Source organism: Trinickia sp. Y13, from assembly GCF_029522115.1.
GTDB lineage: Bacteria > Pseudomonadota > Gammaproteobacteria > Burkholderiales > Burkholderiaceae > Trinickia.
This window is the reverse complement of record NZ_JAKWFK010000001.1, coordinates 322,598-347,953: the sequence shown is the minus strand read 5'-3', so window position 1 is coordinate 347,953 and position 25,356 is coordinate 322,598. Positions and strand designations below refer to the sequence as shown.

General features: G+C 63.1%; 23 protein-coding genes. 2 read left to right on the top strand and 21 right to left on the bottom strand.

The window, feature by feature from the left end; genetic code table 11:
• Positions 1-12: 12 nt before the first annotated feature.
• Positions 13-699 carry a hypothetical protein gene (locus tag MMB74_RS01495; protein ID WP_277426818.1) on the bottom strand — a complete coding sequence of 229 codons (687 nt, stop codon included), beginning with the start codon at positions 697-699 and terminating at the stop codon, positions 13-15.
• Positions 700-945: 246 nt separating this feature from the next.
• Here MMB74_RS01495 and MMB74_RS01490 point away from each other — a divergent pair, with 246 nt between their 5' ends.
• A complete protein-coding gene (locus MMB74_RS01490) occupies positions 946-2,268 on the top strand; it encodes a chloride channel protein (RefSeq protein ID WP_277426817.1) in 1,323 nt (440 codons plus the stop codon).
• A gap of 32 nt (positions 2,269-2,300) precedes the next feature.
• On the opposite strand, the gene MMB74_RS01485 is transcribed toward MMB74_RS01490, so the two are convergent.
• The 6 genes from MMB74_RS01485 to MMB74_RS01460 all read right to left on the bottom strand — a co-directional run bounded on the left by MMB74_RS01485 (position 2,301) and on the right by MMB74_RS01460 (position 10,523).
• Entirely contained in the window at positions 2,301-2,549 is a 249-nt protein-coding gene (locus MMB74_RS01485) for a hypothetical protein (protein ID WP_277426816.1), read from the bottom strand.
• Between the two features lie 34 nt (positions 2,550-2,583).
• Positions 2,584-4,458 (bottom strand): chloride channel protein, encoded by a 1,875-nt coding sequence (locus MMB74_RS01480; RefSeq protein WP_277426815.1) that lies wholly within the window; start codon positions 4,456-4,458, stop codon positions 2,584-2,586.
• Positions 4,459-4,862: 404 nt separating this feature from the next.
• Complete coding sequence (locus MMB74_RS01475; RefSeq protein ID WP_277426814.1) at positions 4,863-5,300, bottom strand: universal stress protein; 438 nt, start codon at positions 5,298-5,300, stop codon at positions 4,863-4,865.
• Positions 5,301-5,356: 56 nt separating this feature from the next.
• Complete coding sequence (locus MMB74_RS01470) at positions 5,357-7,834, bottom strand: plasma-membrane proton-efflux P-type ATPase (protein WP_277426813.1); 2,478 nt, start codon at positions 7,832-7,834, stop codon at positions 5,357-5,359.
• A 101-nt stretch (positions 7,835-7,935) separates the two neighbouring features.
• Positions 7,936-9,132, bottom strand: a complete 1,197-nt coding sequence (locus MMB74_RS01465; RefSeq protein ID WP_277426812.1) for an acetate/propionate family kinase — start codon at positions 9,130-9,132, stop codon at positions 7,936-7,938.
• On the bottom strand, positions 9,129-10,523 hold the full coding sequence (locus MMB74_RS01460; protein ID WP_277426811.1) for a bifunctional enoyl-CoA hydratase/phosphate acetyltransferase: 1,395 nt from the start codon (positions 10,521-10,523) through the stop codon (positions 9,129-9,131). The genes MMB74_RS01465 and MMB74_RS01460 overlap by 4 nt, the downstream gene beginning before the upstream one ends.
• Positions 10,524-10,852: 329 nt before the next feature.
• Between MMB74_RS01460 and MMB74_RS01455 the strand changes: the two genes are divergently transcribed.
• A complete protein-coding gene (locus MMB74_RS01455) occupies positions 10,853-12,103 on the top strand; it encodes a sodium:proton antiporter (RefSeq protein WP_277426810.1) in 1,251 nt (416 codons plus the stop codon).
• Between the two features lie 90 nt (positions 12,104-12,193).
• Here MMB74_RS01455 and hypE read toward each other — a convergent pair whose 3' ends face one another.
• The 14 genes from hypE to MMB74_RS01385 all read right to left on the bottom strand — a co-directional run bounded on the left by hypE (position 12,194) and on the right by MMB74_RS01385 (position 25,355).
• On the bottom strand, positions 12,194-13,246 hold the full coding sequence (gene hypE, locus MMB74_RS01450) for a hydrogenase expression/formation protein HypE (protein ID WP_277426809.1): 1,053 nt from the start codon (positions 13,244-13,246) through the stop codon (positions 12,194-12,196).
• A complete protein-coding gene (gene hypD / locus MMB74_RS01445; RefSeq protein WP_277426808.1) occupies positions 13,243-14,373 on the bottom strand; it encodes a hydrogenase formation protein HypD in 1,131 nt (376 codons plus the stop codon). The genes hypE and hypD overlap by 4 nt, the downstream gene beginning before the upstream one ends.
• Positions 14,370-14,609 carry a HypC/HybG/HupF family hydrogenase formation chaperone gene (locus tag MMB74_RS01440; protein ID WP_277426807.1) on the bottom strand — a complete coding sequence of 80 codons (240 nt, stop codon included), beginning with the start codon at positions 14,607-14,609 and terminating at the stop codon, positions 14,370-14,372. The genes hypD and MMB74_RS01440 overlap by 4 nt, the downstream gene beginning before the upstream one ends.
• The gene (gene hypF, locus MMB74_RS01435; protein ID WP_277426806.1) at positions 14,609-16,933 is read right to left on the bottom strand and encodes a carbamoyltransferase HypF; all 2,325 of its coding nucleotides are present in this window, start codon (positions 16,931-16,933) and stop codon (positions 14,609-14,611) included. Before hypF ends, MMB74_RS01440 begins: the two co-directional genes overlap by 1 nt.
• Before the next feature lie 6 nt (positions 16,934-16,939).
• Positions 16,940-17,218 (bottom strand): hydrogenase maturation nickel metallochaperone HypA, encoded by a 279-nt coding sequence (locus MMB74_RS01430; RefSeq protein WP_277426805.1) that lies wholly within the window; start codon positions 17,216-17,218, stop codon positions 16,940-16,942.
• Positions 17,211-17,675 carry a hydrogenase maturation protease gene (locus MMB74_RS01425; RefSeq protein WP_277426804.1) on the bottom strand — a complete coding sequence of 155 codons (465 nt, stop codon included), beginning with the start codon at positions 17,673-17,675 and terminating at the stop codon, positions 17,211-17,213. The genes MMB74_RS01430 and MMB74_RS01425 overlap by 8 nt, the downstream gene beginning before the upstream one ends.
• 50 nt (positions 17,676-17,725) lie before the next feature.
• Entirely contained in the window at positions 17,726-19,015 is a 1,290-nt protein-coding gene (locus MMB74_RS01420) for a Ni/Fe hydrogenase subunit alpha (RefSeq protein WP_277426803.1), read from the bottom strand.
• Entirely contained in the window at positions 18,990-19,796 is an 807-nt protein-coding gene (locus MMB74_RS01415) for an oxidoreductase (RefSeq protein WP_277426802.1), read from the bottom strand. Before MMB74_RS01415 ends, MMB74_RS01420 begins: the two co-directional genes overlap by 26 nt.
• 1 nt (position 19,797) lies before the next feature.
• Positions 19,798-20,640, bottom strand: a complete 843-nt coding sequence (locus MMB74_RS01410) for an FAD/NAD(P)-binding protein (protein WP_277426801.1) — start codon at positions 20,638-20,640, stop codon at positions 19,798-19,800.
• A gap of 1 nt (position 20,641) precedes the next feature.
• Positions 20,642-21,100, bottom strand: a complete 459-nt coding sequence (locus MMB74_RS01405; RefSeq protein WP_277426800.1) for a cyclic nucleotide-binding domain-containing protein — start codon at positions 21,098-21,100, stop codon at positions 20,642-20,644.
• Positions 21,087-21,725: a 4Fe-4S dicluster domain-containing protein gene (locus MMB74_RS01400; protein ID WP_277427116.1), complete on the bottom strand. Its 639-nt coding sequence runs from the start codon at positions 21,723-21,725 to the stop codon at positions 21,087-21,089. The genes MMB74_RS01405 and MMB74_RS01400 overlap by 14 nt, the downstream gene beginning before the upstream one ends.
• Positions 21,726-21,763: 38 nt before the next feature.
• A complete protein-coding gene (locus tag MMB74_RS01395; RefSeq protein WP_277426799.1) occupies positions 21,764-22,249 on the bottom strand; it encodes a hypothetical protein in 486 nt (161 codons plus the stop codon).
• A 562-nt stretch (positions 22,250-22,811) separates the two neighbouring features.
• A complete protein-coding gene (locus MMB74_RS01390; RefSeq protein ID WP_277426798.1) occupies positions 22,812-24,314 on the bottom strand; it encodes a SulP family inorganic anion transporter in 1,503 nt (500 codons plus the stop codon).
• Positions 24,315-24,386: 72 nt separating this feature from the next.
• Positions 24,387-25,355, bottom strand: a complete 969-nt coding sequence (locus tag MMB74_RS01385) for a formylglycine-generating enzyme family protein (RefSeq protein WP_277426797.1) — start codon at positions 25,353-25,355, stop codon at positions 24,387-24,389.
• Between the last annotated feature and the right edge of the window lies 1 nt (position 25,356).

Genomic DNA, 25,356 nt, shown 5'->3' with positions numbered 1-25,356 from the left:
ATCGAGCACGGCTCACTCAGTCCGGCCACCGTCATGCGCGGACGGCTGCCCGACTCCGACGCGCGGGCGCGTATTACGCTCGATAGCCATGACGGTCAATAGCAGCGTAAGCGTTGCGGCGATTCCGAGCAACGTTCCCAGCGCATTGCGATAGCGGGCGAGTTTCTCCGCGCTTTGCTTTCGCGCGTCCGCAATCTCGGTGATGCGATCGATACTGATCCGCGCATACTCGCTCATGGCCGCCGCAATATAGCGCTGCCGGTTGTCCCACTCCCATGAAGCCGCGTGCTGATTGGCTGCCGTGACGACCTTCGCGAGGCCGGCGATGAACTCGCCGCGATCCCGCACGGGGACGACATCGAGCCAAGAATTCAGAATGTGTTGGCTGGTCGTGTCGCTGGTTAGGACCGCCTTCAGCGGCCCCGGAATCTTCATGCCCACCGCATTTGAAACATCGATACCGGGGCTTGGCTCACCGCCCGACCCATCGTTCTCGGATTGCGTGCCGGGAATGTCCGCGAGCACCGCGTCGACCGACACCGGAACGATGTCGTTTGCGTGACCGGCCACTGCACCGCTCGTCACAATGCCAACCCCGACGAACAGCATCGAAACGATTGCGCCAAAGAGCAACGCCTTGCACACAATCCCCGCGATGCTGAAAAACACCCGCCTCTCGGCTTTTGCGGTCATTTCCATGATCCCCGTCTATTCGTTCTGCCCCGTCCGCCCAATGCTTCCGCCGCGCCCGTGCTTCGAAAGACGGCCCTTCGCAGGCGGCAGCGCTGCCCGACGTTCAGAGTCGAACGGCAGCAAACCAGTTCCCAACGAGCGAGACGAAGCAGCTAGGGACAAACCCGCTGCGGGCACGGTATTGCAACACCAGACGCGCGGAACCGAGAGTTGGACCGGTATACTTACGCTTTCGCGCCAATCCCTCAAGTCATGCAATTCCGAGTCCCGACGAACAAATGGTCCTTTCAGCACGCCTACAAACTTTGGCTTCACTACGGGGTGTTTTGGATCGGCGCCGTTGTTGCGGGATTGATCGCGGTGCTCTATGCGCGCTTGATCGATTTCGGATACGACCTCTTCCTCAATCACGTGGCGCACAACCGATGGTTGCCGTTGCTTGTGACGCCCGCCATCAGTGCCGCATGCGTCTGGATCACGAGGCGTTTCTTCGAAGGCGCGGAAGGCAGCGGCATTCCGCAGGTGATCGCCTCGCTGCACGGCCCGAGAGAATTGGGCGAGCGCCTGCTAACGATCCCGATTTTGATCGGCAAGATTTTGGTTTCCTTTCTTGCGATCCTCGGCGGCCTGACCATCGGGCGCGAAGGACCTACCATCCACGTCGGCGCATCGCTCATGTTCAGCCTTCGACAGTTCTACCCGAAGCGCTTCCGCGCGATCCGCGGCGGCTCGCTCGAACGCCGGCTAGCATTGGCCGGCGCAGCTGCGGGACTGTCGGCTGCGTTCAACGCACCGCTCGCGGGCGTCGTGTTCGCCATCGAGGAACTCACGCGTAGTTTCGAGGCCCGCACGAGCGGGGTGCTCATCACCGCGATCATCTTCGCAGGCGTCGTTTCCCTTGGGCTCCAAGGCAACTATGTGTATTTCGGAACCATCGACATCGGGCCGCATCTTCCGGATCTGCTCGTTGCCGCAGTGCCGTTGGTAGGGCTGCTTGCGGGTATCGCCGGGGGCATCTTCTGCTGGCTGCTTCTCAATACGCACCGCTGGATGCCGCAGTCGGTTCTACACATGCGCGCGCATCGTCCGGTCGTATTCGGCGCCGCCTGCGGCCTATTAATCGCGGTGGTCGGCATTGCCAGTTCGGGGCATACGTTCGGCAGCGGCTATGCGGAAGCGCGTTCGATGCTCGAGGGGCGCGGACATGTCGGCGCGCTCTATCCGGCCTTCAAGATGATTACGATGGTGGGCTCCTATCTGCCCGGAGCGCCTGGCGGGTTGTTCGCACCGTCCCTCGCGATCGGCGCCGGAATCGGCAATGCACTGCACATGGTGTTCTCGCAGATGCAATTGCCGATGCTGATCGCGCTCGGGATGGTCGGCTATCTTGCCGCGGTGACGCAAAGCCCAATCACCGCCTTCGTCATCGTGATCGAGATGATCAACGGGCACGCTCTCGTGATTTCGTTGATGGCGACTGCATTGATTGCTAGCCGCGTCTCGCGGTTGTTTGCTCCGCCGCTCTATGAAGCGCTATCGGAGCGGTATATGCCGCGGCATCATGACAACGCGTGAGAAGATACGTTTTACATCAACGTAATGCCACCTCAAAGGCCGATGAAGTAGATCTGGACGTCAACCTCATCGGCCCATGCACGGGCCTCCTCGATTTCCTTGAAATCGTGCTCTTCGCCCTTATACAAGCAACAAAAACCGTTCGCGGTTTCGTATGCGATCACCCACTCGGGCTCCGGCTCCCGCTCGGCCGCATTGTGCACGGCATCCCTGACGGCATCCCAGTGCAACGTCTTGCCGACCCAGTGACGAGCCGTGTCCAGCCATTGGATTTGCTTCATCCGACACCCCTCTTTCAGCAACGCCGAGCACCGCTCAGTGCTTGCCCGGGAAGATCCTGATACTACGCGCGACAGAGTCGGCAACATGTTCTTTCGCAATCACGCCTAGCACGCGCACAGGCGCTTGCGCGCTGTCCAGCTGCACGACTACGGCCATCGTTGCATGTTGCTTCCAAAGGCGCGATATCACTCTGAAGGCGATTTCGTGCTCGGTGACAACAATAAAATTGTGTTGGGCCAACTCGCCAAGCGTAATGTCGGATTCCGCTTGGTTCACCGCCCGCCGCAAGCCGACGTTGATACGCAGCACGCCCAAGATTCGTTCGTCCTTGGTGACGACCACGTGGCGAAAGACGAAACCTTCGGAACGCGGCAGTATTTCCCGGAATGGCGTTGCGTGATCCAGCACGAGCACGTCGGTCTCCATCACTTGACTCGCTTCCTGCACCAAAAACATGTTGGCGTGAAGCGCGTTCGGAATCGCGTGACCGCGGCGGCGAAGTTTGAGCGTATAGATGCTCTCTACCGACAGCAACCGCCGCACACCCAAGCTGACGGCCACCGCGATAATCATGGGTAGCACGATGTCGTAATCTCGCGTCATTTCGAAGATCATCGCGACCGCGGTCATGGCTGCTCCCGTGCCGCCGCCAACCATTGCGCCCATGCCCACCATCGCGAACGCCGGCGCGCTGATCGGGGTGCCGGGCACAGCCGCCGTTATCACCGATGCGACCGCCGCGCCGAGGGTGGCCCCGATGAAAAGCGATGGCGAAAACACCCCACCCGAGGAACCCGACCCGAGGCTCACCGAGGTGGCGAACAGCTTGCTCGCGGCAAGCAGCAGCAGGAACGCGGCGCCTGGCAGTTGTCCGTACAGCGTGGCCTGGATGGAAGCATATCCAACGCCTTCGACATAGTAATGCCCTGCCCCGCGCCACAACGCGTACATCAGCAGACCCACCAGCAGCATGCCGGCCGCATGCCGAAGGTATCGGTTGGGCATTCGCTCGAAAGCGTCCTCGGCCCAATGCAGGGCCCGTATCAACGCCGCGGCAGCAACGCCCGTGAGCGCGCCCAACAGTGCATAGAGCGCCAGCGTGAGCGCACTGCCGAGCTGATTCGGAATTGCCCCGAGTTGCGCGGGCACGAGAAAGGCGGAATCCGCACCGAAGAATAGACGGCCAATGAAGGTCGCCGTGCCCGTTGCGAGCGCGACGGGCAGGAACGTATCCACACTGATTTCGGGCATCATCAGTTCCGTTGCGAACAGCACCCCTCCGATCGGGGTATTGAAGGTCGCCGCTATGCCCGCACCCGCGCCTGCCGCTACGAGCGTGATCCGTTGGCCAGCCGTCATACGAATGAGTTGACCGAGGGTCGAACCGAGTGCCGAACCAATCTGGATGATGGGCCCCTCGCGTCCGACGGCGGCGCCGGAGCCGATCGCGAACGCCGATGCGATCGATTTGATCAAGGCGACCACTGGCCGAATGATGCCGCCTTTGTAGTAGATGGCGTCCATGACCTCCGGCACGCCGTGGCCCTTCGCCTCGGGCGCGAAGTTGCTGACGATCCACGTGACCAACAGGCCGCCTACCACCGGCACGAAGATGACGAGCGCCCCCCAAGGCGAGTCCGGCGTGAATTGACTGGCGTCGTAGGAAAACGACGCCTGGCGGAGAAAGAAAAGGTTGTGGACGAACCCGATCAGGCCTCTGAAGACGACTGCGCCGAGACCTGTAATGCAACCGACAGCTAGCGCAAGAACGAGCAACCAAGACAGCGCAAGCGGCTCGGCTGCCTCTTCGTCCGCAGGCGCTGCCGGAATCGGCTGGACCGGCGCAACCCTGACGTGGCGGCGATTGCCGCGGGCCGTTTCATCGAGTTCGTTCGAAGCCTCTGCCATGGTTCGGCTTCCCTCCGTCAAGCGCTAATGCGCTGCAGTAGATGCCAGATCTGCTCGCTTCTCATAGTAGACGTTAATCTGCGTTTTTCGCTGACGGAAACGGGGCGCGCCGATCTTTGCGCCGGTTTGGGCTGCGCCGAAGTTCCGCTTCCGGCCTGGTCCGATGCGTGCGAGAAAGCGTTCGCGCTATTTATCCTAGCTATCGCTGCGCAAGCCATTTCGCGATTTGGGGCCAATATTCGGTCAGCGTGCTTTGCCCCTGAACAATCCGATATGCCCTCCTTCCTTTCAATTTCATATATACGCTGCACGCAAAATCGATCGATCCGGGGACGCCGGACGAGAGATCGATCATGAGCAGTTCCGGGGGCGAGGGCGCTCATCCACCGCGCAGCGATCGGAAATCAGGGAATGACGGTAACCGGCAACGGCGCAAGGCTCACCAACTTTTCGGAAACGCTTCCCAGCAACAGCTGAGTCAGCGCGCCGGCGCCTCGCTTGCCGACGACGATGAGATCTACAGCTTTCTCCTGCCCGATCTCGATCACGGCCTGAGCGACGTCACCCGTGCGCGACTCGAGTTCAATCGTTGCAACGCCGAAGCTTCGTGCATGCTCTCGTGCCTTCGTCAGGATTTCACCCGACAGCGACGTCAGCAGATCCTTCAGCCAGGTTTGTTGCGCTTGGGTGAATGCTAGAAATAACTTGTCCGGTAGCCCATAACCCCCAATCACGTTGACGATCAAAAGCTCGGCGCCGTAGTCCTTCGCCGTTCGAGCAGCATATTCGACGGCGCGATCCGCACCGGCCGACCCATCCGTTGCCACCAAAATCCGCTTCATTGCTCACCTCGCCTGGTTCGTCTGAGTCGCACGCGTCATCTCGCACTGCCGATGCGCTACCAATGATGAGGAACATGGCCGACCAGCCAGCTCTCGATCCGCGCGAGATGCCGGGTTTGTCGGGCCGGACGATGATCGAGCAGCCGATACACGCCGACCTTGATCGCGCTCGCCAGCGCGAACGTTGCGAGCGCGTAGCCCCACACCATGAGCGCGAGCGGCCAGCCGGTGGGGGCCATGAACCAGCCGTAGACCACGGCCAAGGTTCCGATGATTTGAGTCAATTCGCAGGGAACGACGAGCTTCCAGCTCGGCCATGGCCGCTCCCACACCGGCCCCTTGTTGCGCGTCAGATAAATGGTCATGTGACCTGCGACGAGCAACTTCAGAAATATCAGCGCCTGGACCATCGGCAACGACAATTTCAGGTAGTCCCGGGCGATCCAGAACAAGCCGAAGCTGACGATTACGCCATAAACGCCGAGCACGGCGGCAATGGTCAGTACGCGCGTCATATCCCAGCGCACCGGCTTCGCTGCAATGGGCGCGTTGTCGTACGCGATCATCATGATCGGCAAATCGTTGAGCAGCGCCAGCAACACGACCATGACCGCGGTCACCGGGTAGAAATTGAAAACCAGGATGCTCGCGGTCATGAAGAGCAGCAGCCGGATCGTCTCGGCTATACGGTACATCGCATAGCTCGTCATACGCTCGAAGATGCGACGCGCCTCCTCGATCGCCCGCGTGATCACCGAGAGTCCGGGTGCGGTCAACACGAGGTCTGCAGCAGCTCGCGCGGCATCGGTGGCCCCACTGACCGCGATGCCGATGTCCGCCTGTTTCAGCGCCGGCGCATCGTTCACCCCATCGCCGGTCATGCCGACGATATGGCCCGCGCCCTGAAGCGCTTTGACGATCTTGAACTTGTGTTCGGGAAGGACGCGCGCAAATCCGTCCGCGGCAACGATGCGCGAAAGCTGCTCGCCTTCGTTTTCCTGCCCGAAGACGGAATCGGCAACGACGATGTTCTGCCCTAGCTCGAGCTGCCCCGCGATCTCTTTGGCGATCGCCTCATGGTCGCCCGTCACCATCTTGATCTCGACACCCATCGAGCGGGCCACCGCAATCGTCTCGGCGCAATCGTCCCGCGGCGGATCGAACAGCGGCAACAATCCAAGGAACCGCCACTTGCCGGATTCGTCGGTACGCGCCACACCGAGGGTGCGGAATCCCCGCGTCGCGTCGCGATTGACCGAGGCCGAAACCGCACTGCGCTGACCGGCATCAGGAGCGCACAAATCGACTATCACCTGGGGCGCCCCCTTGGCAACCTTGAAGCTTCGGCCGTTCTCTTCGATGTCCGCTTCTGCGCGCTTCACCACAGGGTCGAATGGATAGAACGCCTTCACCGTGTAGCGATCGAATTGCCGATTCGCCGGAACGCTCGCAAGAATGGCTGCATCGATCGCATCGGGCGCATCGCGCCGCGACGCCAGCACGGCAGCCAGTATGAGGTCCTCGGCAGTCACACCCGGCGCCGGCTCCAAGTCGCCCAAGGTCAACTCGTTTTTGGTGAGCGTGCCGGTCTTATCGCTGCACAGCATGTCCATCCCGGCCATCTCTTCGATCGCGACGAGGCGCGAGACGATCGCCTTGAACTTCGCCAGCCTTTCGGCGCCGATGGCCATGGTGACGGAAAGCACGGCCGGCAATGCGACAGGGATCGACGCGATGGTCAGGATGAGGGCGAACTGAATCGTTTCGACGATCGGATCGCGACGAAACAGCGCGGCGAGTCCGATCAGGAGCACGAGGCCGATCGTCACCATGATCAGAAAGTTGCCGATGCGAAGCACAGCGCGCTGGAAGTGCGAGACGCTCTTGGCCTGCTCGACAAGATGCGCCGTCTTGCCGAAATAGGTGTTCATGCCCGTGGACGTGACGACCCCGCTCATCTCACCTTGCTTGGCGATCGACCCGGAATAGGCCTCGTCACCCACCTTCTTGTCGACTGGAAGCGATTCCCCGGTCAGGGCCGCCTGATCGACGCTCAGGTAGGCGCCGTCGATTAACTTCAGATCGGCGGGCACGATATTGCCCAGCTTCACGTGGACGACGTCGCCGGGAACGAGCAGTCGCGCCTCGATGTCCTTCCACACTCCATCGCGACGCACGCGTGCCTTGAGCGCGAGCCGCTGTTTCAGCAGCGTAATCGCATTGTCGGCCTTGAACTCCTGCCAGAATCCGACGCCCGCGTTGATAACAAGCATCGTCACGATGATCGCGAGATCCGCCCAATGCCCGAGCGCGGCCGACAGCACGGCGGCCACCTCGATCATCCAGGGAATCGGCCCCCAAAAGAAATGAGCAAGCCGCTCGACCATGCCGACCTGATGCTCGGCAAGCGCGTTCTCGCCATACTGGGCCAGCCGCTTCTCCGCCTCGGCGTCCGTCAGCCCATTCGCGTCTTCGTCGTTCGGTTGCGGGGCGGCCGCGGCTGCGGCTTCCTCGGTCATCTGTTCCTGCGTCATGTCAGCCTCCTGGCTGTTCGATCGGCCCATCGCGCTCGAAGGGCCTGCCGCGGATGCGTCTTTCATAGGTGGTCTTGCTGCAATAGCCCGCGCGAGGTCCGCTAAGCGATTGCCGCCGCCGGGTTCAACGCCGCCCACGTGTGGCGCGCAATCATCAAATCTTCGTCTGTCGGAATCACCCAGGCCGAGGTCCTGCTGCCGGATTGTGTAATGCGCGGACCGCCCGCAGCGTTGGCGCTTTGGTCGAGATCCAGCCCCAGCCAGGCAGCGCCGTCGCAGACAAGACGGCGGATCTCGCTCGCGTGCTCGCCGATCCCCGCAGTGAACACCAGCGCATCGAGCCCTCCCAGGGCCGCAGCCATCGAACCCAATTCGCGGTTGATGCGATAAACGAAGAGCGCAATGGCCTGCATGGCCGACGGGCGATCGCTGGCGAGCAGAACGCGCATGTCGTCGCTGATGCCAGACACGCCGAGCAGCCCCGAATCGTGATAGAGCAGGCGATTGATTTCTTGCGCGGTCATGCCCTTCTCCTGGATCAGGTAGAGGACGACACCCGGATCGAGATTGCCGCAGCGACGGCTCATCGGCAGCCCGTCGAGCGCCGTGAAGCCCATCGTCGTCGCCACGCTCTTGCGCTCGCGGAGAGCGCACATGCTTGCACCGCTTCCGAGATGGGCCACCACGACGCGGCCATTTGCGGCAACGGGTCCGAGGACATCCGGGAGAACGCTCGTGATGTATTCATAGGACAGGCCGTGAAAGCCGTACCGGCGGATACCCTCCGCGGTCAGCCGCCTCGGTATTGCGAAGCTCGTGGCCACCTCGGGCTGCGTGTGATGGAAGGCCGTGTCGAAGCACGCGATTTGTGGCAGCGTGGGGTGAAGTTTCGATATGGCTGCGATCGCGGCAAGATGATGAGGCTGATGCAGCGGTGCGAGTGGAATGAGCCGCCGAAGCTCGTCGATCACCGACGTATCGATCCGAACCGGTGACGTGTATCGCACTCCGCCATGTACGACACGATGTCCGGCCGCGACCAGCCGATGGCTTCGGAAGTAGCGCTCGATCCATCGCAGCAATTCGGACAGCGCATCTTCATGCGTGATCCCTGCGGGGTATTCATCGGCCAGCGATACGCCGGCACGATCTTTCGCCGTAAAGTGCAGCCGCTCTCCGATGCCCTCGCATTCGCCGTCGCACAGCAGGGCCGCGCGCTCGGGCCGGGCGTGGCCCGGAAAGACCGAGAACTTGATGCTCGAAGAGCCCGCATTCAATACGAGAATCGCATCGCTCATGCCTTTTGCTCCGGTGCGTGACGGGCAAGCAGCAGCGCGATGGCACACGAGCCGAGACGCGCGAGCGTCTTGTCGGCTCGGCTCGTCAGAATGATTGGAACCCGCGCACCGAGCACGATGCCGGCGACCTGCGCGTCTGCAAGATACTCGAGTTGCTTCGCCAGAATGTTTCCTGCTTCAAGGTCCGGCACGACGAAGATGTCGGCTCGCCCCGCCACCTGAGAATGGATGCCCTTCGTTTCGGCTGCCTCCGTCGAAACCGCGTTATCGAACGCGAGCGGGCCGTCCAAAATGCCCCCCGTGATCTGCCCGCGATCGGCCATCTTGCACAGCGCCGCCGCATCGAGCGTGGAGCGGATCGTCTCGGTCACCGTTTCGACCGCGGAGAGGATCGCGACGCGCGGCTCGACGATCCCGAGCGCGTGCGCCAGATCGATCGCGTTTTGAACGATGTCGCGCTTTTCGGCGAGCGTCGGGTAGACGTTGATCGCCGCGTCGGTGACGAAAAGAGGCCGCGGATAGCGCGGCGCGTCGATCGCAAACACGTGGCTGATGCGACGTGCCGTGCGCAAGCCCTGATCGGCATCGACCACTGCATGCATGAGTTCGTCGGTATGAAGCGCACCCTTCATCAATGCATCGACTTTGCCCGCGCGCGCCATCGCAACCGCTTGCGCCGCGGCCGCATCGCTGTGCGCCGTCGGCACGATTTCGTAGGGCGTCAGGTCAAGTTGAGCGAGAGCCGCCGTCGCCCGAATCTTAGCCTCCGGCCCGATCAGTATCGGCACGATGAGATTGGCGCGCGCCGCTTCCACCGCTCCCAGCAGCGAGGGTGCGTCCACCGGATGAACCACTGCCGTTCGAATCGGTGCGAGCCCGTGCGTCATCGCGATCAAATGCTCGTAGCGGTGCCCCTTCATGCGCAACTCCACCTCAGGCAGTGTGATGCGGGGGCGCGAAGTCTTCTCGGTCGGAGCCACGACCTCGGCCGTGCCGGTGATGACCGCTTCGCCATGCTGATTCACTGCGCGGCAATCGAACACGACGTGATGCGTGGTGCCCACCTTGCTCGTCACCCGCACCGAGACGGTGAGGGTGTCGCCCAGCGCGACCGGGCAGCAAAAATGCAAAGACTGATCGACGTAGAGCGTCCCGGGGCCGGGAAGTTGCGTGCCCAGCACCGTCGAGATCAGCGCGGCGCCCCACATGCCATGCGCAACGATCCTGTGGAATTCGTCGCTGCGGGCGAAGGCTTCATCCACATGCGTCGGATTGACGTCGCCGGACATGATCGCAAACAGCTCGATATCCTCGTGCGTGAGGGTTCGTACGAGGCTTGCCGTGTCTCCCGCTTTGAGTTCGTCGAACGTGCGATTCTCGATGTATTGCATATTCAAGCTCCCAATCGGCTCGTTCGCGCCATTGATCAGTATTGCCGAGTCGCCCCGGCACGAGTTGATCGATATCAACCGCACCCGCAGCGAGCGCTGTCGGCGGCACGACACGGCGGCTCGAGACTGCAACCGATCCGTAAGCTTTCGGACGAGCGAGACGAGCGTCAGGTTCGGTCTCGTGGCCTGCCGTTTGCGCTTCGTTCTGCCTGCGGGAACGCTACGCTTGCAACGTTCGCCTTTCGGCTCACGGCGCTCCCGATAAAATGGCGTCGGCAGCGACGCAACCAAAGGGCCGCCACCTAACTTCGAACGGACACCTCTCGCCTATGACTTTGTTCCAAACCGTGACCGTCTTGATCGTGCTGACTGCGCTGGGCGGATACCTGAACCACCGCCTTCTGTCTTTGCCCCCGACAATCGGCTTGATGGCGATTGCGCTTGTGTCCTCCCTCGTGTTGGTTTTCTTGGGGAAGACAGGCCTCGTCGAAATTCAAAGGTATGCCCGCTTCGTTCCCAGCATCGATTTCAGCGATCTAGTATTTCACGGTTTTTTGGCTTTTCTTCTCTTCGCCGGCGCGCTGCACGTCGATTTGGGGGATCTGTACAAGGTCAAGTGGACCGTCACGATCCTTTCCACGTTCGGTACCATCCTGTCCACGGTCGTCATAGGCGCGCTCTTCTGGAGTGCCGCCCATGCGCTGGGGTATGACCTTGGCTTCATCTACGCATTGCTGTTCGGCGCACTGATCTCGCCGACCGACCCAATCGCTGTGCTCGGCATCATCAAGAAGGCCGGCGCGCCAAAAGATCTCGAAACCCGTATCACCGGCGAAAGCCTGTTCAACGATGGCGTTGGCGCCGTGATTTTCCTTTCGATCCTCGACATCGCCACGGGCCGAAGCGAGCCGAGCATCGCGACCGTCTCGTGGTTCTTCGTCCAGGAAACGCTCGGCAGTATCGCGCTAGGCTGGCTGCTCGGTTGGATGACGTTCCGCCTGATTCGCACGATCGACGACTACCAAGTGGAGATTCTGCTTTCCATCGCTTTATGCATGGGCTCTTACGCGCTTGCCGACGCCCTTCGCATGTCGGGGCCGATCGCCGTGGTCGTCGCCGGACTGCTCCTCGGCAATAACGGACTGAAGCGGGCAATGTCAAAGAAAACGCAGGAATATCTGGGGACGTTCTGGGAACTGGTCGACGAGATTCTCAATAGCCTACTGTTCCTGCTCATGGGGCTGGAAATCCTCGCCATCAAAGAGACGGACACGTATCTCGCGCTCGGTTTGATCGGCATTGCCTGCGTGTTGACGGGCCGAGTCATCAGCGTCTTCATCCCGATCAAGACCATGGGTGCCGTCGTTTCATTTCCGAAGGGAACGATCGCGCTGCTGACATGGGGAGGCCTAAGGGGCGCCCTTTCGATCTCGTTGGCCTTCCTGCTGCCTGAAGGCCACCCACGCGAGTTGATCCTCACGACCACCTATATCGTCGTGCTCTTCTCCATCCTGGTTCAGGGCCTGACCTTCGGTCCGCTGCTCAGAAGGCTCGTGCCGCCAATTCGGACAGCAGACTGACGACGCGTTTCGCGACGGCGAAGCCCCTTGGTCCCGGTTCGCGCGGAATCAAAACCGCTTCGCCGCATCGAGCCCGATTCACTACACTGTCTAGCATATGCGGGGCAACTGTTCCCCCGTTTGCATGTCGAGTGCGCGCCTGCCGCCAAGCGTGCGCAGTTCGACGGCGCCCGTTGGAGCCGGGTCATCGGCAACCGTGCCAATGACCGTTGCGTGCGCGCAGAAACGGCGCAGGATCGCGACGCTCCGCTCTGCGCACCCGGGCGATACGAACGCGACGAACCGCCCTTCGTTCGCCACATAAAGCGGATCGAGCCCGAGGATCTCGCAAGCGCCGCGCACCGGATCCGATATCGGAATGTCCGACTCATCGAGCCGAATCGTCACGCACCCCGCTGCAGCAATCTCGAGCAATGCCGTGGCCAGGCCGCCTCGCGTCAGATCGCGCATGCAATGCAGATCGATTCCCGCATCAAGCAGCGCCCGCACGCTGGCGGCCAGAGGTGCACAATCGCTCGTGATCGTGGTCTCGAAACCGAGTCCTTCGCGCATCGCCATGATGGCGATCCCATGGCGGCCGATATCGCCGCTCAGAACGACGACATCGTTTTTCCTGACCTGCCGGGGCGAAATCGGCGACCTCGGCGCGACGATCCCTACACCGGACGTGTTGACATAGAGGCCGTCGCCCTTGCCGCGCTCGACCACCTTCGTATCGCCGGTCACGAGACGCACGCCCGCCACCCTTGCCGCATCGCGCATGGACACCACCACGCGGCGCAGATCGTCGATCGGGAAGCCTTCTTCGATCACCAGCCCGGCGCTGAGGTAGCGCGGCTCGGCGCCACACATCGCCAGATCGTTCACCGTCCCGTTGACGGCAAGCGAGCCGATGTCGCCGCCCGGAAAGAATAGCGGCTGCACTACGTAGGAATCGGTCGTGAAGGCGAGGCGCACGCCCCCGATGTCGAATACCGCCCCGTCATGGGTGAGATCGTCGGGCGACTGCGCGAACGCGGGACGAAAGAGCCCGTCGATGAGCCGCCGGGTCAGCAGGCCGCCGCCGCCGTGAGCGAGTTCGATGATGTCCCCGGACAGGGCCGGCATGGGGCAATTCGGCGCGAAGCGCGGCGTGTCGCTCATAGGATCCTCGGGCGGGCAGGCTCGCCGGCCGCATCGCTGTGCGATGGCCTGCGATAACGATAGTAGGCGGCGCAAGCGCCTTCGGACGACACCATCGTCGCACCCAGCGGATGCTCCGGTGTGCATCGTGTGCCGAAAGCCGGGCAATCGCCAGGTTTCTTCACCCCGCGCAGCACCTCGCCGCTGATGCATTCATTGCAACGCTCGGGCGGCGCGACGATATCCGGAAAACGCCGTAGCGCATCGAAGCGTGCGTAATCCGGCGCAAGTCCCAAACCGCTATTGGCGATTTCGCCGATCCCACGCCATTGTTGCGGCCGCACCGAAAAAACGCGGCCAAGTACGGCCTGCGCATGACGGTTGCCGTCACGCTGCACCGTGCGCAGGTACTGGTTCTCCACTTCGGCTCGGCCCGCTTCAAGCTGCCGGATGCACAAATAAAGTCCCTGCAGGAGATCCACGGGTTCGAAACCGGTTACGACGATCGGAATGCCGAAGCGGCGTGCGATCGGCTCATATTCCCAATACCCCATCACCGCGCAGACATGGCCGGCGGCGAGAAACCCTTGTACGCCGTTGCCCGGATCGCTCAGCAGCGCCTCGATCGCGGGCGGCACGAGCACGTGCGACACCAGTAGCGAAAAATTCGCAACCCGCTCTCGCTCGGCCTGCAGCACGGCCATGGCGGTGGCCGGCGCGGTCGTCTCGAAGCCGATGGCGAAGAAGACAACCTCGCGATCCGGTCTATCTCGCGCAATCGCCAGCGCATCGAGCGGCGAATAGACCATGCGGATGTCGGCGCCGCGCCCGCGCGCGGCCAGCAGACTCCCGGTTTCGCCGGGCACGCGAAGCATGTCGCCGAACGAACAGAATGTCACCTCGGGCCGGCTCGCGATGGCGATCGCCGCGTCGATGATGCCGGAGGGCGTGACACAGACCGGGCAGCCGGGGCCGTGCAGAAGCGTCACGCCGCGCGGCAGCATCTGGTCGATGCCGTGCCTCACGATCGAATGGGTCTGGCCGCCGCAAATCTCCATGATCGACCACGGGCGCGTCGCGATGCGCGCAATCGCATCGGCATAACAACGCGCAAGCGTCGGATCGCGGAACTCGTCGACGTATTTCATCTGGCATCCTCCCGTGAGGCCTCGGCGAGCCAGGCGAGCGTCGCGAGGGCCTGCGCCTCGTCGATCAAAGCGATGGCAAAGCCGGCGTGGACCAGCACATAATCGCCGGGCCGCGCTTCGGGCACGTAGGCAAGATTGGCCTGCTTGACGATGCCGGCGAACGCGACCCTCCCTTGCCGCAACAAAGGATCATCGCCATCGATGCTCAGAATCTTTCCCGGAACGGCGAGGCACATCAGATCTTCTCCCCAGTCAGTGGCCGAGCGGCGAACAGGGCCTGGCCAACGGCAATGCCGCCGTCGTTCGGCGGAACGCGTCGATGCCAATACGGACGAAAGCCGGCCTCGCGCAAGCGATGCACGGCATGTTCCACGAGCCGCGCGTTCTGAAAGCAACCGCCGCTCAGCACGACCTGCTCGCGCCCGACGCGCATCGCCACCGCAACGACGGCCTCGACCAGGCTTTCATGGAACGCCGCCGCCAACACCGGCGCAGCGACACCGTCACGCCAGCCGGCCACGATGTCGGCCAGCATCGGTCGCCAGTCGAGCAAAAGGCTGCCGGCATGCTCCGTGAGGCGCGGGGCAGCCAGCGACACCGACTCCACTGCCCGCTGCGCCGCGAATTCGACGGCCATCGCGGCCTGACCTTCGAAGCTCGCTGTCTGGACGAGATCGAGCAATGCGGCAACCGCATCGAAGAGCCGGCCAGCGCTCGACGTCAAAGGCGCGTTGACACCGCGGCGCAGCATGGTGCCAAGCACCTGCTTCTCCGTCGGGGCGAAAGCCGCCACGGGCTTGAGGTCCGTCATTGCGAACGCCGCCTCGCCGAAGATCAGATACAAGGCGCCGAGCGCGGCACGACGCGGCTCGCGGATGGCGGCCTCGCCGCCGGCGAGGCGAAACGGCAGCAGATGGGCGGCGCGGCAAAAACGTGTTGCATCGACGGTCAGAAACTCGCCGCCCCAGATCGACGCGTCATCGCCATAGCCGGCGCCATCCCAAGCGACACCGAGCACGGGGCCGGCGAGTTCGTTATCGACCATCCCCGCCAGCACGTGCGCAAGATGATGCGGCACGTGCTGCACGGGCAAGCCCGAAGCTTGCGCCAAGCGCGTGCTGTAATAGTCCGGATGGGCGTCGCAAGCGACGCGCCGAGGATGCACGTCGTAGAGTGTCGCCATGGCCTCGAGCGCCTGCGCAAAGGCTTCGCGCGTCGCAGCGGCAGTCAGATCGCCGATATGCGGACCGAGGATGATCTGTCCATCCGCGGCGAGCGCAATCGCGCTCTTCTGGTGCGCGCCGAGCGCGGCAGCCGGCTCGGCGGCGGCCGGGCAGGCAAGCGCCAGAGGCGCATAACCCCGCGCGTGCCGCAAGACGGCCTCTCGCTCCGCGATCACCCGCACGACGGAGTCGTCCACCGGCCGCATGATCGGCCGATCATGCACGAGGAAGAGATCGGCGATGCCCGCGAGCCGTTCGAGCGCCGCGCGCTCGTCAATCACGATCGGCTCGCCGCCCCGATTGCCGCTGGTCGCCACAATCGGAAAATCAAGCTCTCGCATCAAGAGCGCATGCAGCGGCGTGTAAGGTAGCATGATGCCAAGCAGCGGATTGGCCGGAGCGACGCTTGGCGCTATGAAGGACACATCCGCCCTTGCTCTGGCCAGGACGATGGGCGCTGCGCTCGAGCAGAGGAGCCGTTGCCCGGTCTCCGAGAGTTCCGCGAGAGCCATCGCGTCGGCCAGTGTCCGAACCATCAGGGCGAACGGCTTCGCCGGACGCCGCTTTCGCTCCCGCAGGCGGCATACCGCAGCGTCGTTGCGGGCGTCGACGAGCAGTTGGAAACCGCCCAACCCTTTGAGGGCGACAATCCTGCCCTCGCGCAAGGCAGCGGCTGTATGCTGCAGCGCCCGATGCCGCTCGGCTTGAACGGTTCCGGTCGCATCCCAGAGCGCGAGTTGCGGCCCGCACTCGGGGCACGCGCTCGTTTCCGCGTGAAAGCGGCGCGACCCGGGCTCATCGTATTCCGCGCGGCAGGCGGCGCACATCGGGAAGTGGCGCATGGCCGTGCGCGCACGATCGTATGGCACGGCCTCGATGAGGCTGTAACGCGGGCCACAATGTGCGCAGCTCGTAAACGGATAAAGGTGGCGCCGGTCGTTCGGATCAAGCATCTCGCTCAGACACGCCGGGCAGATCGCACAATCGGGCAGCACCAGGGCGCAGCGTCGGCCGGTGGTTGCACTCGGAGCAATCACGAAGCCTTGCTCCCCTTGGACCGGAAGCGGCCTGCTCTGCCGCCGATGAATAGCCGCCGGAGGCTTGATTTCGGCGTCGAGCCTCGATAGAAAGCGCGCGAGCGCCTCTGGCGAGCCCTCGACTTCCACCGATGCGCCCGCGCCGGTATTGCGCACGAAACCGCCCAGCCCCTCGCTCACGGCAAGCCGATGAACGAACGGCCGAAAGCCCACCCCCTGGACTGCGCCGGTGACCTCCAACCGCAGCCGCAGCCGATGCTGCAGACCGGGTCCGGTGACATCGGACGATGGCGCCGCCATGCTGTCTCACTCCTTCCCGTCGTACACGTCGAACTCGATGCTGGTCATCATCACGTCCTGCGCGTGCGGATCAATGACATCCCGTGACGCCTCGATGCGAAGCGTGGCGCCCTCGGCCAACGTGCCGCATGCTTCGTCGACGAAGTGCTCACGAAAGTGTTCCGGCGAAAACTGGCTCAGCGCGCCCAGCCAGACCCCGACCCCGCGAACGCGGACCGCACCGTTTTTCCGGGCCTCCCTTTCCAACTGGCGCACTAGGTTTCGCACCACGCCTGTTTCATGCATGAGGACCGATCTCCGCAACGGCCTGCCTGAGCCTGCGTACCTCGGCGGCGACGCGCCCGGCTACGTCGGCTGCAGCGGCCAGCACTTCCGGCGCGATGGGCGCGCCCCCCTCAAAGCAGACGCCCTCGATCGCATAGACGATCATGTCGCGGGGCGCGAGCCCCAGCGTGCGGGCGAGTTCGATCGCCTGCGCCACGCCGAACGCGTGACTCGACGCCAGCGAGACGTCCCGCTCCAGTTCATCCGACGCAAGATCGATCCGGTGGATGCGGCCCGGCGTGTCCACTGGCGCTGCGGCGTCCACACACACCAACGCGTCGAAGCCGGCCCAATCCTCTATCAGCGAGAGCGCATCGCCGCTACGCACGACGATCGAGACGTCGGCGGGCAGCCGTCCGGCCAGGCTGCGCGCAACCAGCGCCCCGACGCCATCGTCGCCGCGATCGGGGTTGCCCATGCCAACCACCAGCACTTTGCGTGGCGTCGCGCAGGATCTGTCCGTTCGCGTCATGTCCGATGCACCGAAAGTCTGAGAAAGTGTGCGGAACACGAGATGCAGGGGTCGTAATTGCGGATGCTCTGTTCGCATCGATCCCGCAATACATCGTCGGGCTGATCGAGCCAGGCCGTCGCAACCGCCGTCAAATCCTCCTCGATGCTCGGTTGATTCTGCGAGGTGGGCGGCACGATGCGCGCCTCGACGATCGCCCCGTTCGCATCGAGGCGATAGCGATGCCAGCAGATCCCGCGGGGCGCCTCGGTGCAGCCGACGCCCACGCCCGCGCGCGGCTTGACCGGCACCGCACAGACCTGCGGCGGCTCATAGGCCGCGATCAGTCTCAGCGCCTCCTCGCATGCGTAGACCACTTCGAGCGCTCGCACGACGATGCTGCGAAACGGGTTTCTGCACACCGGGCCGAGCCCGGCCTCACGGGCCAGCTCCTGCACCGACTCGGGCAACCGATCGAAGTTGAGCGCGTAGCGCGCCAGTGGCCCGACCAGATACGCCCCGCGCCGTTTCACCACCGAATGCAGTGCGGTTGAATGCGCCACGTGCCTTTCCTCGAATTCGGTCTCGTAATCCGCGATGTCGATATCGATGCCGCGCGTTGAGACAAGCCGCCCTTCGTTGAACGGATATTCTTCCGGGTGCCGCAGCGCGACGAACTCGTAGTCCCGCTCGAACCCGGGAAAGTCGAAGCTTGCGACCCACCGGACCAGGTCCACGGCAAGGTCGCGCGCACGCTGGAGGCTTTCGGCAACCGGAGCCAGCTCATCGCGCTGCGGCACACGGTAGAAGCCACCCACCTTTACGTTGACGGGATGAATCTCGCGCCCCCCCAGTAGCCGCATCAACTCGTTACCGGCTTTCTTCAAGGCAAGGCCCCGGCGGACAGCGTCACCGTGCTCACGGGCCATCTGAATCGCATCCGGGAAACCGAGGAAATCCGGCGCATGCAGCATCACGACATGCAACGCATGGCTCTCAATCCATTCGCCGCAGTAAATCAATCGGCGCAAGGCTCGAAGCTGCCCATCCACCCTGATGCCGAAGGCGTTTTCGATCGCGTGGGCAGCACTCATCTGATAGGCGATCGGGCAAATCCCGCAGATGCGGGCTACGATGTCGGGCGTTTCGGCAAAACCTCGCCCGCGCAGCAACGCTTCGAACAGGCGTGGAGGCTCGAAGATGTTGAGCCGCGCCGATGTCACCTGCCCGTCCTTGAGATGCAGATCGAGCGCGCCCTCCCCCTCGACTCGAGTGAGATAGTCAACCCGGATCGTCTTCGTCGCCATGAGCCTCGCTCTCCTTCAGAAACTCCGGTGCCGTCGCATTGAAGGTACGTAACGCACGCCGAATATCCAACGGCCTCGCGCCGAGCGCCTGCCATTCGCGCGTCAACGCACCCATGTTCGGCGTCTCCATCGGGCCGTAGCAGCCATAGCAGCCACGCCGGAAAGCCGGGCAGATTGCGCCGCACCCCGCATGCGTGACAGGCCCCAGGCAGGGCGTGCCTTGCACCATCACGCACACCGTGCCGCGCTGCTTGCACTCCACGCAGACACTGTGGCTCGCAATCGCCGGCTTGCGACCGGCGAGGAACGCCGAGATGACCTCGATGAGCTGCATCTTGTTGATCGGGCAGCCGCGCAGTTCGTAATCGACCTTCACATGCGCCGAGATCGGCGTCGATGTTGCAAGCGTCGAGATGTATTCGGGCGATGCATAGACTGCGGCTACGAACTCGCGCACGTCGGCGAAATTGCGCAACGCCTGGATACCACCTGCCGTCGCACAAGCGCCGATCGTCACCAGATAGTTCGATCGCCGCCGCACTGCCAGAATGCGTTCGGCATCGTGCGGCGTGGTGATCGATCCTTCGACTAGCGAGAGATCGTAAGGTCCGGCTCCGGTGGCGCTGGAGGCTTCCGGAAAATTGGCGATGTCGATGGCATCGGCAAGCGCAAGCAGTTCGTCCTCGCAATCCAGCAAGGACAGCTGGCAACCGTCGCAAGAAGCGAACTTCCAGACCGCGAGCCGCGGCCGTTTGCGCTGGACCGTGTCCGGTGCGTTCATCTCAGATCTCCGGGACGGAGAAAATGCGGGCAATCGCGTCGAACCGCATCACAGGCCCATCCTTGCAGACGAACGTGGGCCCGAACTGACAGTGACCGCACAGGCCGATCGCGCATCTCATGTTGCGCTCCATCGACAAATAAATACAGTTGGGCGGGACGCCGGCGTCGCGCAGCGCATTGATGGTGAAGCGCATCATTACCTCCGGCCCGCACACCAGTGCAACGGTTTCGCGCGGATCGAAAGCCGCGCCTGCAACCAGCGCCGGCACGACCCCGACGTGACCATGCCAGCTCGCGTCCGCGTGATCGACGGTTACCTCGATCTGCACATCCAGACGCTTGCGCCACTGCTCCAATTCTCGACGGTAGAGCACTTCTTTCGGATTGCGGCTTCCGAACAGGATAACGACGCGTCCGTAGCGGCTCCGGTTGGCCAGCACGTCGTAGATTGCCGGACGCAGCGGCGCGAGGCCGAGACCGCCTGCCACGATGACGATATCCGAGCCCTCGGCAGCGGCAACCGGCCAGCCCGTTCCAAACGGCCCACGCAGCCCGATCGTCGCCCCCTCTTCAAGCCTGGCGAGCGCCCCGCTGACAGCGCCGACGTTGCGTACCGTATGAACGAACGCGTGCTCGTCGGCCCGGTCGCCGCTCATGCTGATCGCCACTTCGCCGACGCCGAAGACGTAGAGCATGTTGAACTGCCCCGGCTCGAATGCGGGTCGTGATCCGGCGAGCGGGACGAACTCGAGCGTTGTCGTGTCGTGCAGTTCGCGGCGCACCCGAGCGACCCGGTAAATCTGCGGGACAAACGGACCATCGGAGCGGGCGGGGAACGTCATCTCAGCGCTTCCCGTAGACATCGAGCAGTTGCAGCCTCGTTGCCTCCAGCCGCTTCACGAAAATCGGCAGAAAGCGCTTCATGAGTTCGTAGCCCAGATCGTGGTCGGCCTCACACTTGTCGCGCAGACACCTAGCATCCATACCGATCGCCCGCGTGAGCTCCACCGCCCTGACATCGAAAGTCCAGCGATACGGAGGAATGAGCCATGACGTCCCCACGATCTCGCCGGCGCCGAGGGTCGCGATAACGATCGGCGTCTGCCCGGGTGCGACGATCTCCAGCGCGACCTTGCCGTGACGGATCAGGAAGAACTCGTTCGCGCTCTCGCCTTCCCTTAACAGGTAGTGTCCCGCATTGAAGCGGTGGTTCCGGGCACAGCCGGCCATCAATCGACTATGCGCGGGAGCCAATCCGGCAAAGAAGGGGTGTTCGCGCAGAAGATGGTCAAGCCCCTCCATACTCGTCCCCCTTTGGCGCGGCATCGGTTGCGCGAATGGCGGCGACCTCTTCTGTGATGTCGATACCGACTGGGCACCAGGTGATACAGCGACCGCATCCGACGCAACCCGATGTTCCAAACTGGTCGATCCAACTCGCGAGCTTGTGCGTCATCCATTGCCGGTAGCGCGAGCGCGTCGTTTTTCGCACGCTGCCGCCGTGGATGTACGAGAAGTCCATCGTGAAACAGGAGTCCCATTTGCGAACTCGCTCGGCGGATTGCCCGGCCAGGTCGCTGTGATCCTCGACCGTCGTACAGAAGCAGGTCGGGCAAACCATCGTGCAGTTGCCGCAGGTCAGGCACCGTTCCGCCACGTCGTCCCAGCGCGGATGGTTCGGGTTGCCTTGCAGCAACTGCTTGATTCCGTCCGTTTCAAGTTTTCGGCCCATCTGTTTCGCCGTCTGTGCGACGACCCTGTCGGCAGCCGTACGGTGCATGTCGGTCGCGGGCCGACAAGGGATCTGCCGAAGAATCTCGGCACCGGCTGCGCTGCCGACTTCCACCAGGAATTCATGCACGTTCCCGCTGAGCAGCTCGGTCAGTGCCAGGTCGAACCCGGACTCCACCTTCGGCCCCGTTTGCATCGACACGCAGAAGCAGGTTCCGCCGGCCTGCGCGCAGTTCACCGCAACGATGAACGCATTACGGCGACGCATTTCATAGCCGGGATCCGGGTAAATTCCTTCGCAAAAGACCCGATCCTGGATAGGATGGCCCGGATTTCACAGGAACGCACGCCGATAAACGCGAATTTCGAAGGACGATCGGCCGCGGCCGTGATCGAGAGCCCTTCGTCGCCAATGTCCGCCTGCCAAAGCGTCTCGACAGGCGGATGCAAAAAGCGCTTCCAGGAATGCGGCCCGACGGCGAAACCGAACAGGGCTGCGTCGTCGCGACGCTCCAAGCGATAACGGCCGGCATCCTGAACATCGCGCCAGCCGGCCGGCAAATCCGGCACGCCCGCGATTCGGTCGTAGACGATCGCCCCGTCTCGGACCGTTGGCCCTATCACCTGATACCCGCCGGCGACGAGCGCATCGATCAGCGTCTGGACAGACTCGAAAGTCATGACCGCTTTGCCGCCATTCGACAACGGATGTTCTACCATCGCAGCTCCTTCGAAACCGGACTCTGCTCATGCCGACTGCTTGATGCTGGCAACGTCAGAGCACGTCACGCCTCACGGTGCGCGCAGTGGCCCCTTCAACGGTATGATCATTCCCCCAACCTGCTGTCACCAACGTTTCGGCGCGAATCGGGAGTTGAGGTTCCGACGATCGCATGCGCACGGCGGCCTTCCTCTAACGCAGTTTAGTTAACATCGACGCCATTGCCACGACAAATAGGGGTGCGTCAACGGCGACGCTCTTGATGGGCCGGCTCGCGCGCAAGCTCGCACGAGTCGGCCGAACGGTGGGGTCGTGTGATCGAATCTCGAGCGGCAAATGACCTCGAGTCCTCCGGCTGCCGGCACCGATCTCGCTTCGAGCGTCGATTTTTGCTCCGCAAACTTCGACCACTTTAGGCGCAACGAGGCTCTCCAAGCGCCCATCTTGTGTAAATTGCGGGAGCAAGAATCGACTTAGCCGATTGATTTTATTGAATTACGCGCAGGATTCACGTCCTAGCGGCGGCCACCTCGTGAAGGTTCGAAGCACTGCAACCCCCGATCAATTGACGTTCAGATTTCCACTGAGCCGAGCATGGAATGCGCGACTTCGTTCATCCAGACCGGTAAACACCACCGCAATATCGCGCTGTCGATACTTCGTCTCGATCGAATCGAGCGCCGCGACGGTCGAGGCATCCCAGATCTGCGACTTCGAGAAATCGATGATCACGGCACGCGGATCGGCCGCATACTCGAAACGGTCCACCAAGTCGTTGCTGCTGCCGAAGAATAACGGCCCATGCACCTCGTAGCGCACACTCTGCCCGTCCATGGCCACCACACGCGTGGTGCTGATCACGTGCGCCACGCGGCGCGCGAACAACACCATCGCCAGCAACACGCCGCCCAAGACGCCGAGCGCGAGATTGCCCGTATAAACCGTCAATGCCACGGACACCAGCATCACCGAAGTTTCCATCAGCGGCATGCGCTTTAACGTAGCCGGGCGCAAGCTGTGCCAATCGACGGTCTTCACCGCGACGACCATCATCACCGCGGCGAGCGCAGCCGTCGGAATGCGCGCCATCACCGCGCTCAACCCCGTCATGAGCAGGAGCAGCGTGGCTGCAGCAGCCAGGGTGGACACGCGCGTGCGCGCCCCCGCAATGCCGACGTTCACCACCGTCTGACCGATCATCGCGCAACCGCCGATTCCCCCGAAAGCGCCCGCGCAGAGATTGCCGAGCCCGAGCGCCCACGATTCGCGCGCCTTGTTGGAGCGCGTCTGCGTCATTTCGTCGACGAGCTTGGCCGTCAGCAACGTCTCCAGCAAACCGACGAACGCGATGCTAATCGCCGTCTGCCATACCACCTTCAGCGTGCTCAGATCGAACGGCACCGCCCATGCCGTGAGTCCCGGCAAATTCTCTTCGCCGGGATGAGCCCCGCCGACCGTCGGCACGCTCCATCGCAGCGCGACGGAAAGCCCCGTCGCCACCACGATCGCGATAAGCGGAGATGGCACGGATCGCACCAAGCGCGGGCCGATCAAAACGATACCGAGCGTGATCGCAAAGAGCGGATACACCTCCATCGGTTTATCGATCACATGCGGCAACTGGGCGCAAAAGATCAGAATGCCCAGCGCATTGACGAAGCCGAGCATCACCGAGCGGGGAATGAAGCGCACGATACGCGAGAACCCCAACATGCCGAATGCCACCTGAATCACGCCGGCGAGCAGCACCGCAGGCAAAATGTAGCCCGCACCATGCGCGTGGACCATCGGCCCGACGACGAGCGCCACTGAACCTGCCGCCGCCGTGACCATTGCGGGCCTCCCCCCGAACAGCGATGTGACCACCAGCAATACCACGGAGGCAAATAGCGCCGCATGCGGCTCGACGCCCGAAATAAACGAGAATGAGATGACCTCGGGGATCAACGCGAGGCTCGTCACCACGCCCGCCAAGATTTCGCGCTGCAGTTCGGCGCGCGATGCGGGCAAAGCAATGCGCGACGTAACGCTCGGCGTATCGATCCGGCTCATAGGATGTGTCATAAAGGTACTCGGTTCGGTTGAAACATAGAATTCGGCGCGCGTATTCGTGTGTGACGCGCCTGGGCAGCCCGATCACGCTCTCACGATGCAGCGAAATCCGATATGGCTAGTGGACGTATCGAGGGTCTGCCCCTGACGCGCCGCGGGCCGATAGCGCAGGCAATACGCCGGCGCGCATAAATGCGATCCACCCTTCACCACATTGCGCACGTCCGCCATGCCTGAGCCCGTCGACGGAATGCAACACGACTTCGTCTCCGCGACGCCCGGCGGGTGCCCGTACGGGGTAACCGTCCACTCCCACACATTGCCGGCAACGTCGTAAAGCCCATAGCCGTTCGGCGGAAACGACCTCACCGGCGAGGTGCGTTCGAAACCATCGAGTGCGCTATTGCGCCATGGAAATTCGCCTTGCCACGTGTTCGCCATCGGCATGCCGTCGGGCGCAAACTCGTCGCCCCACGGATAAACCGCACCGTCGATACCGCCGCGCGCCGCGTATTCCCACTCGATCTCGTTCGGCAAGGACTTACCTGCCCATGCCGCATAAGCGCTCGCATCGGCGAACGACACATGCACGACCGGATGATCCGCGAGACCGGCTAGATCGCTGTCGGGCCCTTGCGGGCGCCGCCAGCTCGCGCCGGGCACATACGCCCACCATTGTCGATAGTCGCCCAATCCCACCCGCGATTGCGGCTGCGTGAACACGAGCGAGCCAGGACGCAGGAGCGCCGGATCCGCATCGGGATACAGCGCGGGATCGGGCTCCCGCTCCGCCAGCGTGACATAGCCGGTCGCCTCGACGAAAGCGGCGAATTGCGCGTTCGTCACCGGATGCGAGTCGATCCAAAAATCCGGTGCAGTGGCGCGCCGAGCCGGACGTTCCTCGCGATAGAAAACATCGGAGCCCATCGTGAAATCGCCGCCTGCGATCCGTACCATGCCATCGGTGCAAGAGGCCTTCATGGACGCGGCCGCCGCCTTGGCGCAAGGGCACGCTTGCTTCTCGGGTTGAGGGTCCATCATCGGCGCGCTCATG

What these genes read in the sequence shown, in the direction of transcription:
- MMB74_RS01495 (WP_277426818.1), bottom strand. Translation starts at nt 699, where the DNA reads ATGGAAATGACCGCAAAAGCCGAGAGGCGGGTGTTTTTCAGCATCGCG.
- MMB74_RS01490 (WP_277426817.1), top strand. Translation starts at nt 946, where the DNA reads ATGCAATTCCGAGTCCCGACGAACAAATGGTCCTTTCAGCACGCCTAC.
- MMB74_RS01485 (WP_277426816.1), bottom strand. Translation starts at nt 2,549, where the DNA reads ATGAAGCAAATCCAATGGCTGGACACGGCTCGTCACTGGGTCGGCAAG.
- MMB74_RS01480 (WP_277426815.1), bottom strand. Translation starts at nt 4,458, where the DNA reads ATGGCAGAGGCTTCGAACGAACTCGATGAAACGGCCCGCGGCAATCGC.
- MMB74_RS01475 (WP_277426814.1), bottom strand. Translation starts at nt 5,300, where the DNA reads ATGAAGCGGATTTTGGTGGCAACGGATGGGTCGGCCGGTGCGGATCGC.
- MMB74_RS01470 (WP_277426813.1), bottom strand. Translation starts at nt 7,834, where the DNA reads ATGACGCAGGAACAGATGACCGAGGAAGCCGCAGCCGCGGCCGCCCCG.
- MMB74_RS01465 (WP_277426812.1), bottom strand. Translation starts at nt 9,132, where the DNA reads ATGAGCGATGCGATTCTCGTATTGAATGCGGGCTCTTCGAGCATCAAG.
- MMB74_RS01460 (WP_277426811.1), bottom strand. Translation starts at nt 10,523, where the DNA reads ATGCAATACATCGAGAATCGCACGTTCGACGAACTCAAAGCGGGAGAC.
- MMB74_RS01455 (WP_277426810.1), top strand. Translation starts at nt 10,853, where the DNA reads ATGACTTTGTTCCAAACCGTGACCGTCTTGATCGTGCTGACTGCGCTG.
- hypE (WP_277426809.1), bottom strand. Translation starts at nt 13,246, where the DNA reads ATGAGCGACACGCCGCGCTTCGCGCCGAATTGCCCCATGCCGGCCCTG.
- hypD (WP_277426808.1), bottom strand. Translation starts at nt 14,373, where the DNA reads ATGAAATACGTCGACGAGTTCCGCGATCCGACGCTTGCGCGTTGTTAT.
- MMB74_RS01440 (WP_277426807.1), bottom strand. Translation starts at nt 14,609, where the DNA reads ATGTGCCTCGCCGTTCCGGGAAAGATTCTGAGCATCGATGGCGATGAT.
- hypF (WP_277426806.1), bottom strand. Translation starts at nt 16,933, where the DNA reads ATGGCGGCGCCATCGTCCGATGTCACCGGACCCGGTCTGCAGCATCGG.
- MMB74_RS01430 (WP_277426805.1), bottom strand. Translation starts at nt 17,218, where the DNA reads ATGCATGAAACAGGCGTGGTGCGAAACCTAGTGCGCCAGTTGGAAAGG.
- MMB74_RS01425 (WP_277426804.1), bottom strand. Translation starts at nt 17,675, where the DNA reads ATGGGCAACCCCGATCGCGGCGACGATGGCGTCGGGGCGCTGGTTGCG.
- MMB74_RS01420 (WP_277426803.1), bottom strand. Translation starts at nt 19,015, where the DNA reads ATGGCGACGAAGACGATCCGGGTTGACTATCTCACTCGAGTCGAGGGG.
- MMB74_RS01415 (WP_277426802.1), bottom strand. Translation starts at nt 19,796, where the DNA reads ATGAACGCACCGGACACGGTCCAGCGCAAACGGCCGCGGCTCGCGGTC.
- MMB74_RS01410 (WP_277426801.1), bottom strand. Translation starts at nt 20,640, where the DNA reads ATGACGTTCCCCGCCCGCTCCGATGGTCCGTTTGTCCCGCAGATTTAC.
- MMB74_RS01405 (WP_277426800.1), bottom strand. Translation starts at nt 21,100, where the DNA reads ATGGAGGGGCTTGACCATCTTCTGCGCGAACACCCCTTCTTTGCCGGA.
- MMB74_RS01400 (WP_277427116.1), bottom strand. Translation starts at nt 21,725, where the DNA reads ATGCAAACGGGGCCGAAGGTGGAGTCCGGGTTCGACCTGGCACTGACC.
- MMB74_RS01395 (WP_277426799.1), bottom strand. Translation starts at nt 22,249, where the DNA reads ATGGTAGAACATCCGTTGTCGAATGGCGGCAAAGCGGTCATGACTTTC.
- MMB74_RS01390 (WP_277426798.1), bottom strand. Translation starts at nt 24,314, where the DNA reads ATGACACATCCTATGAGCCGGATCGATACGCCGAGCGTTACGTCGCGC.
- MMB74_RS01385 (WP_277426797.1), bottom strand. Translation starts at nt 25,355, where the DNA reads ATGAGCGCGCCGATGATGGACCCTCAACCCGAGAAGCAAGCGTGCCCT.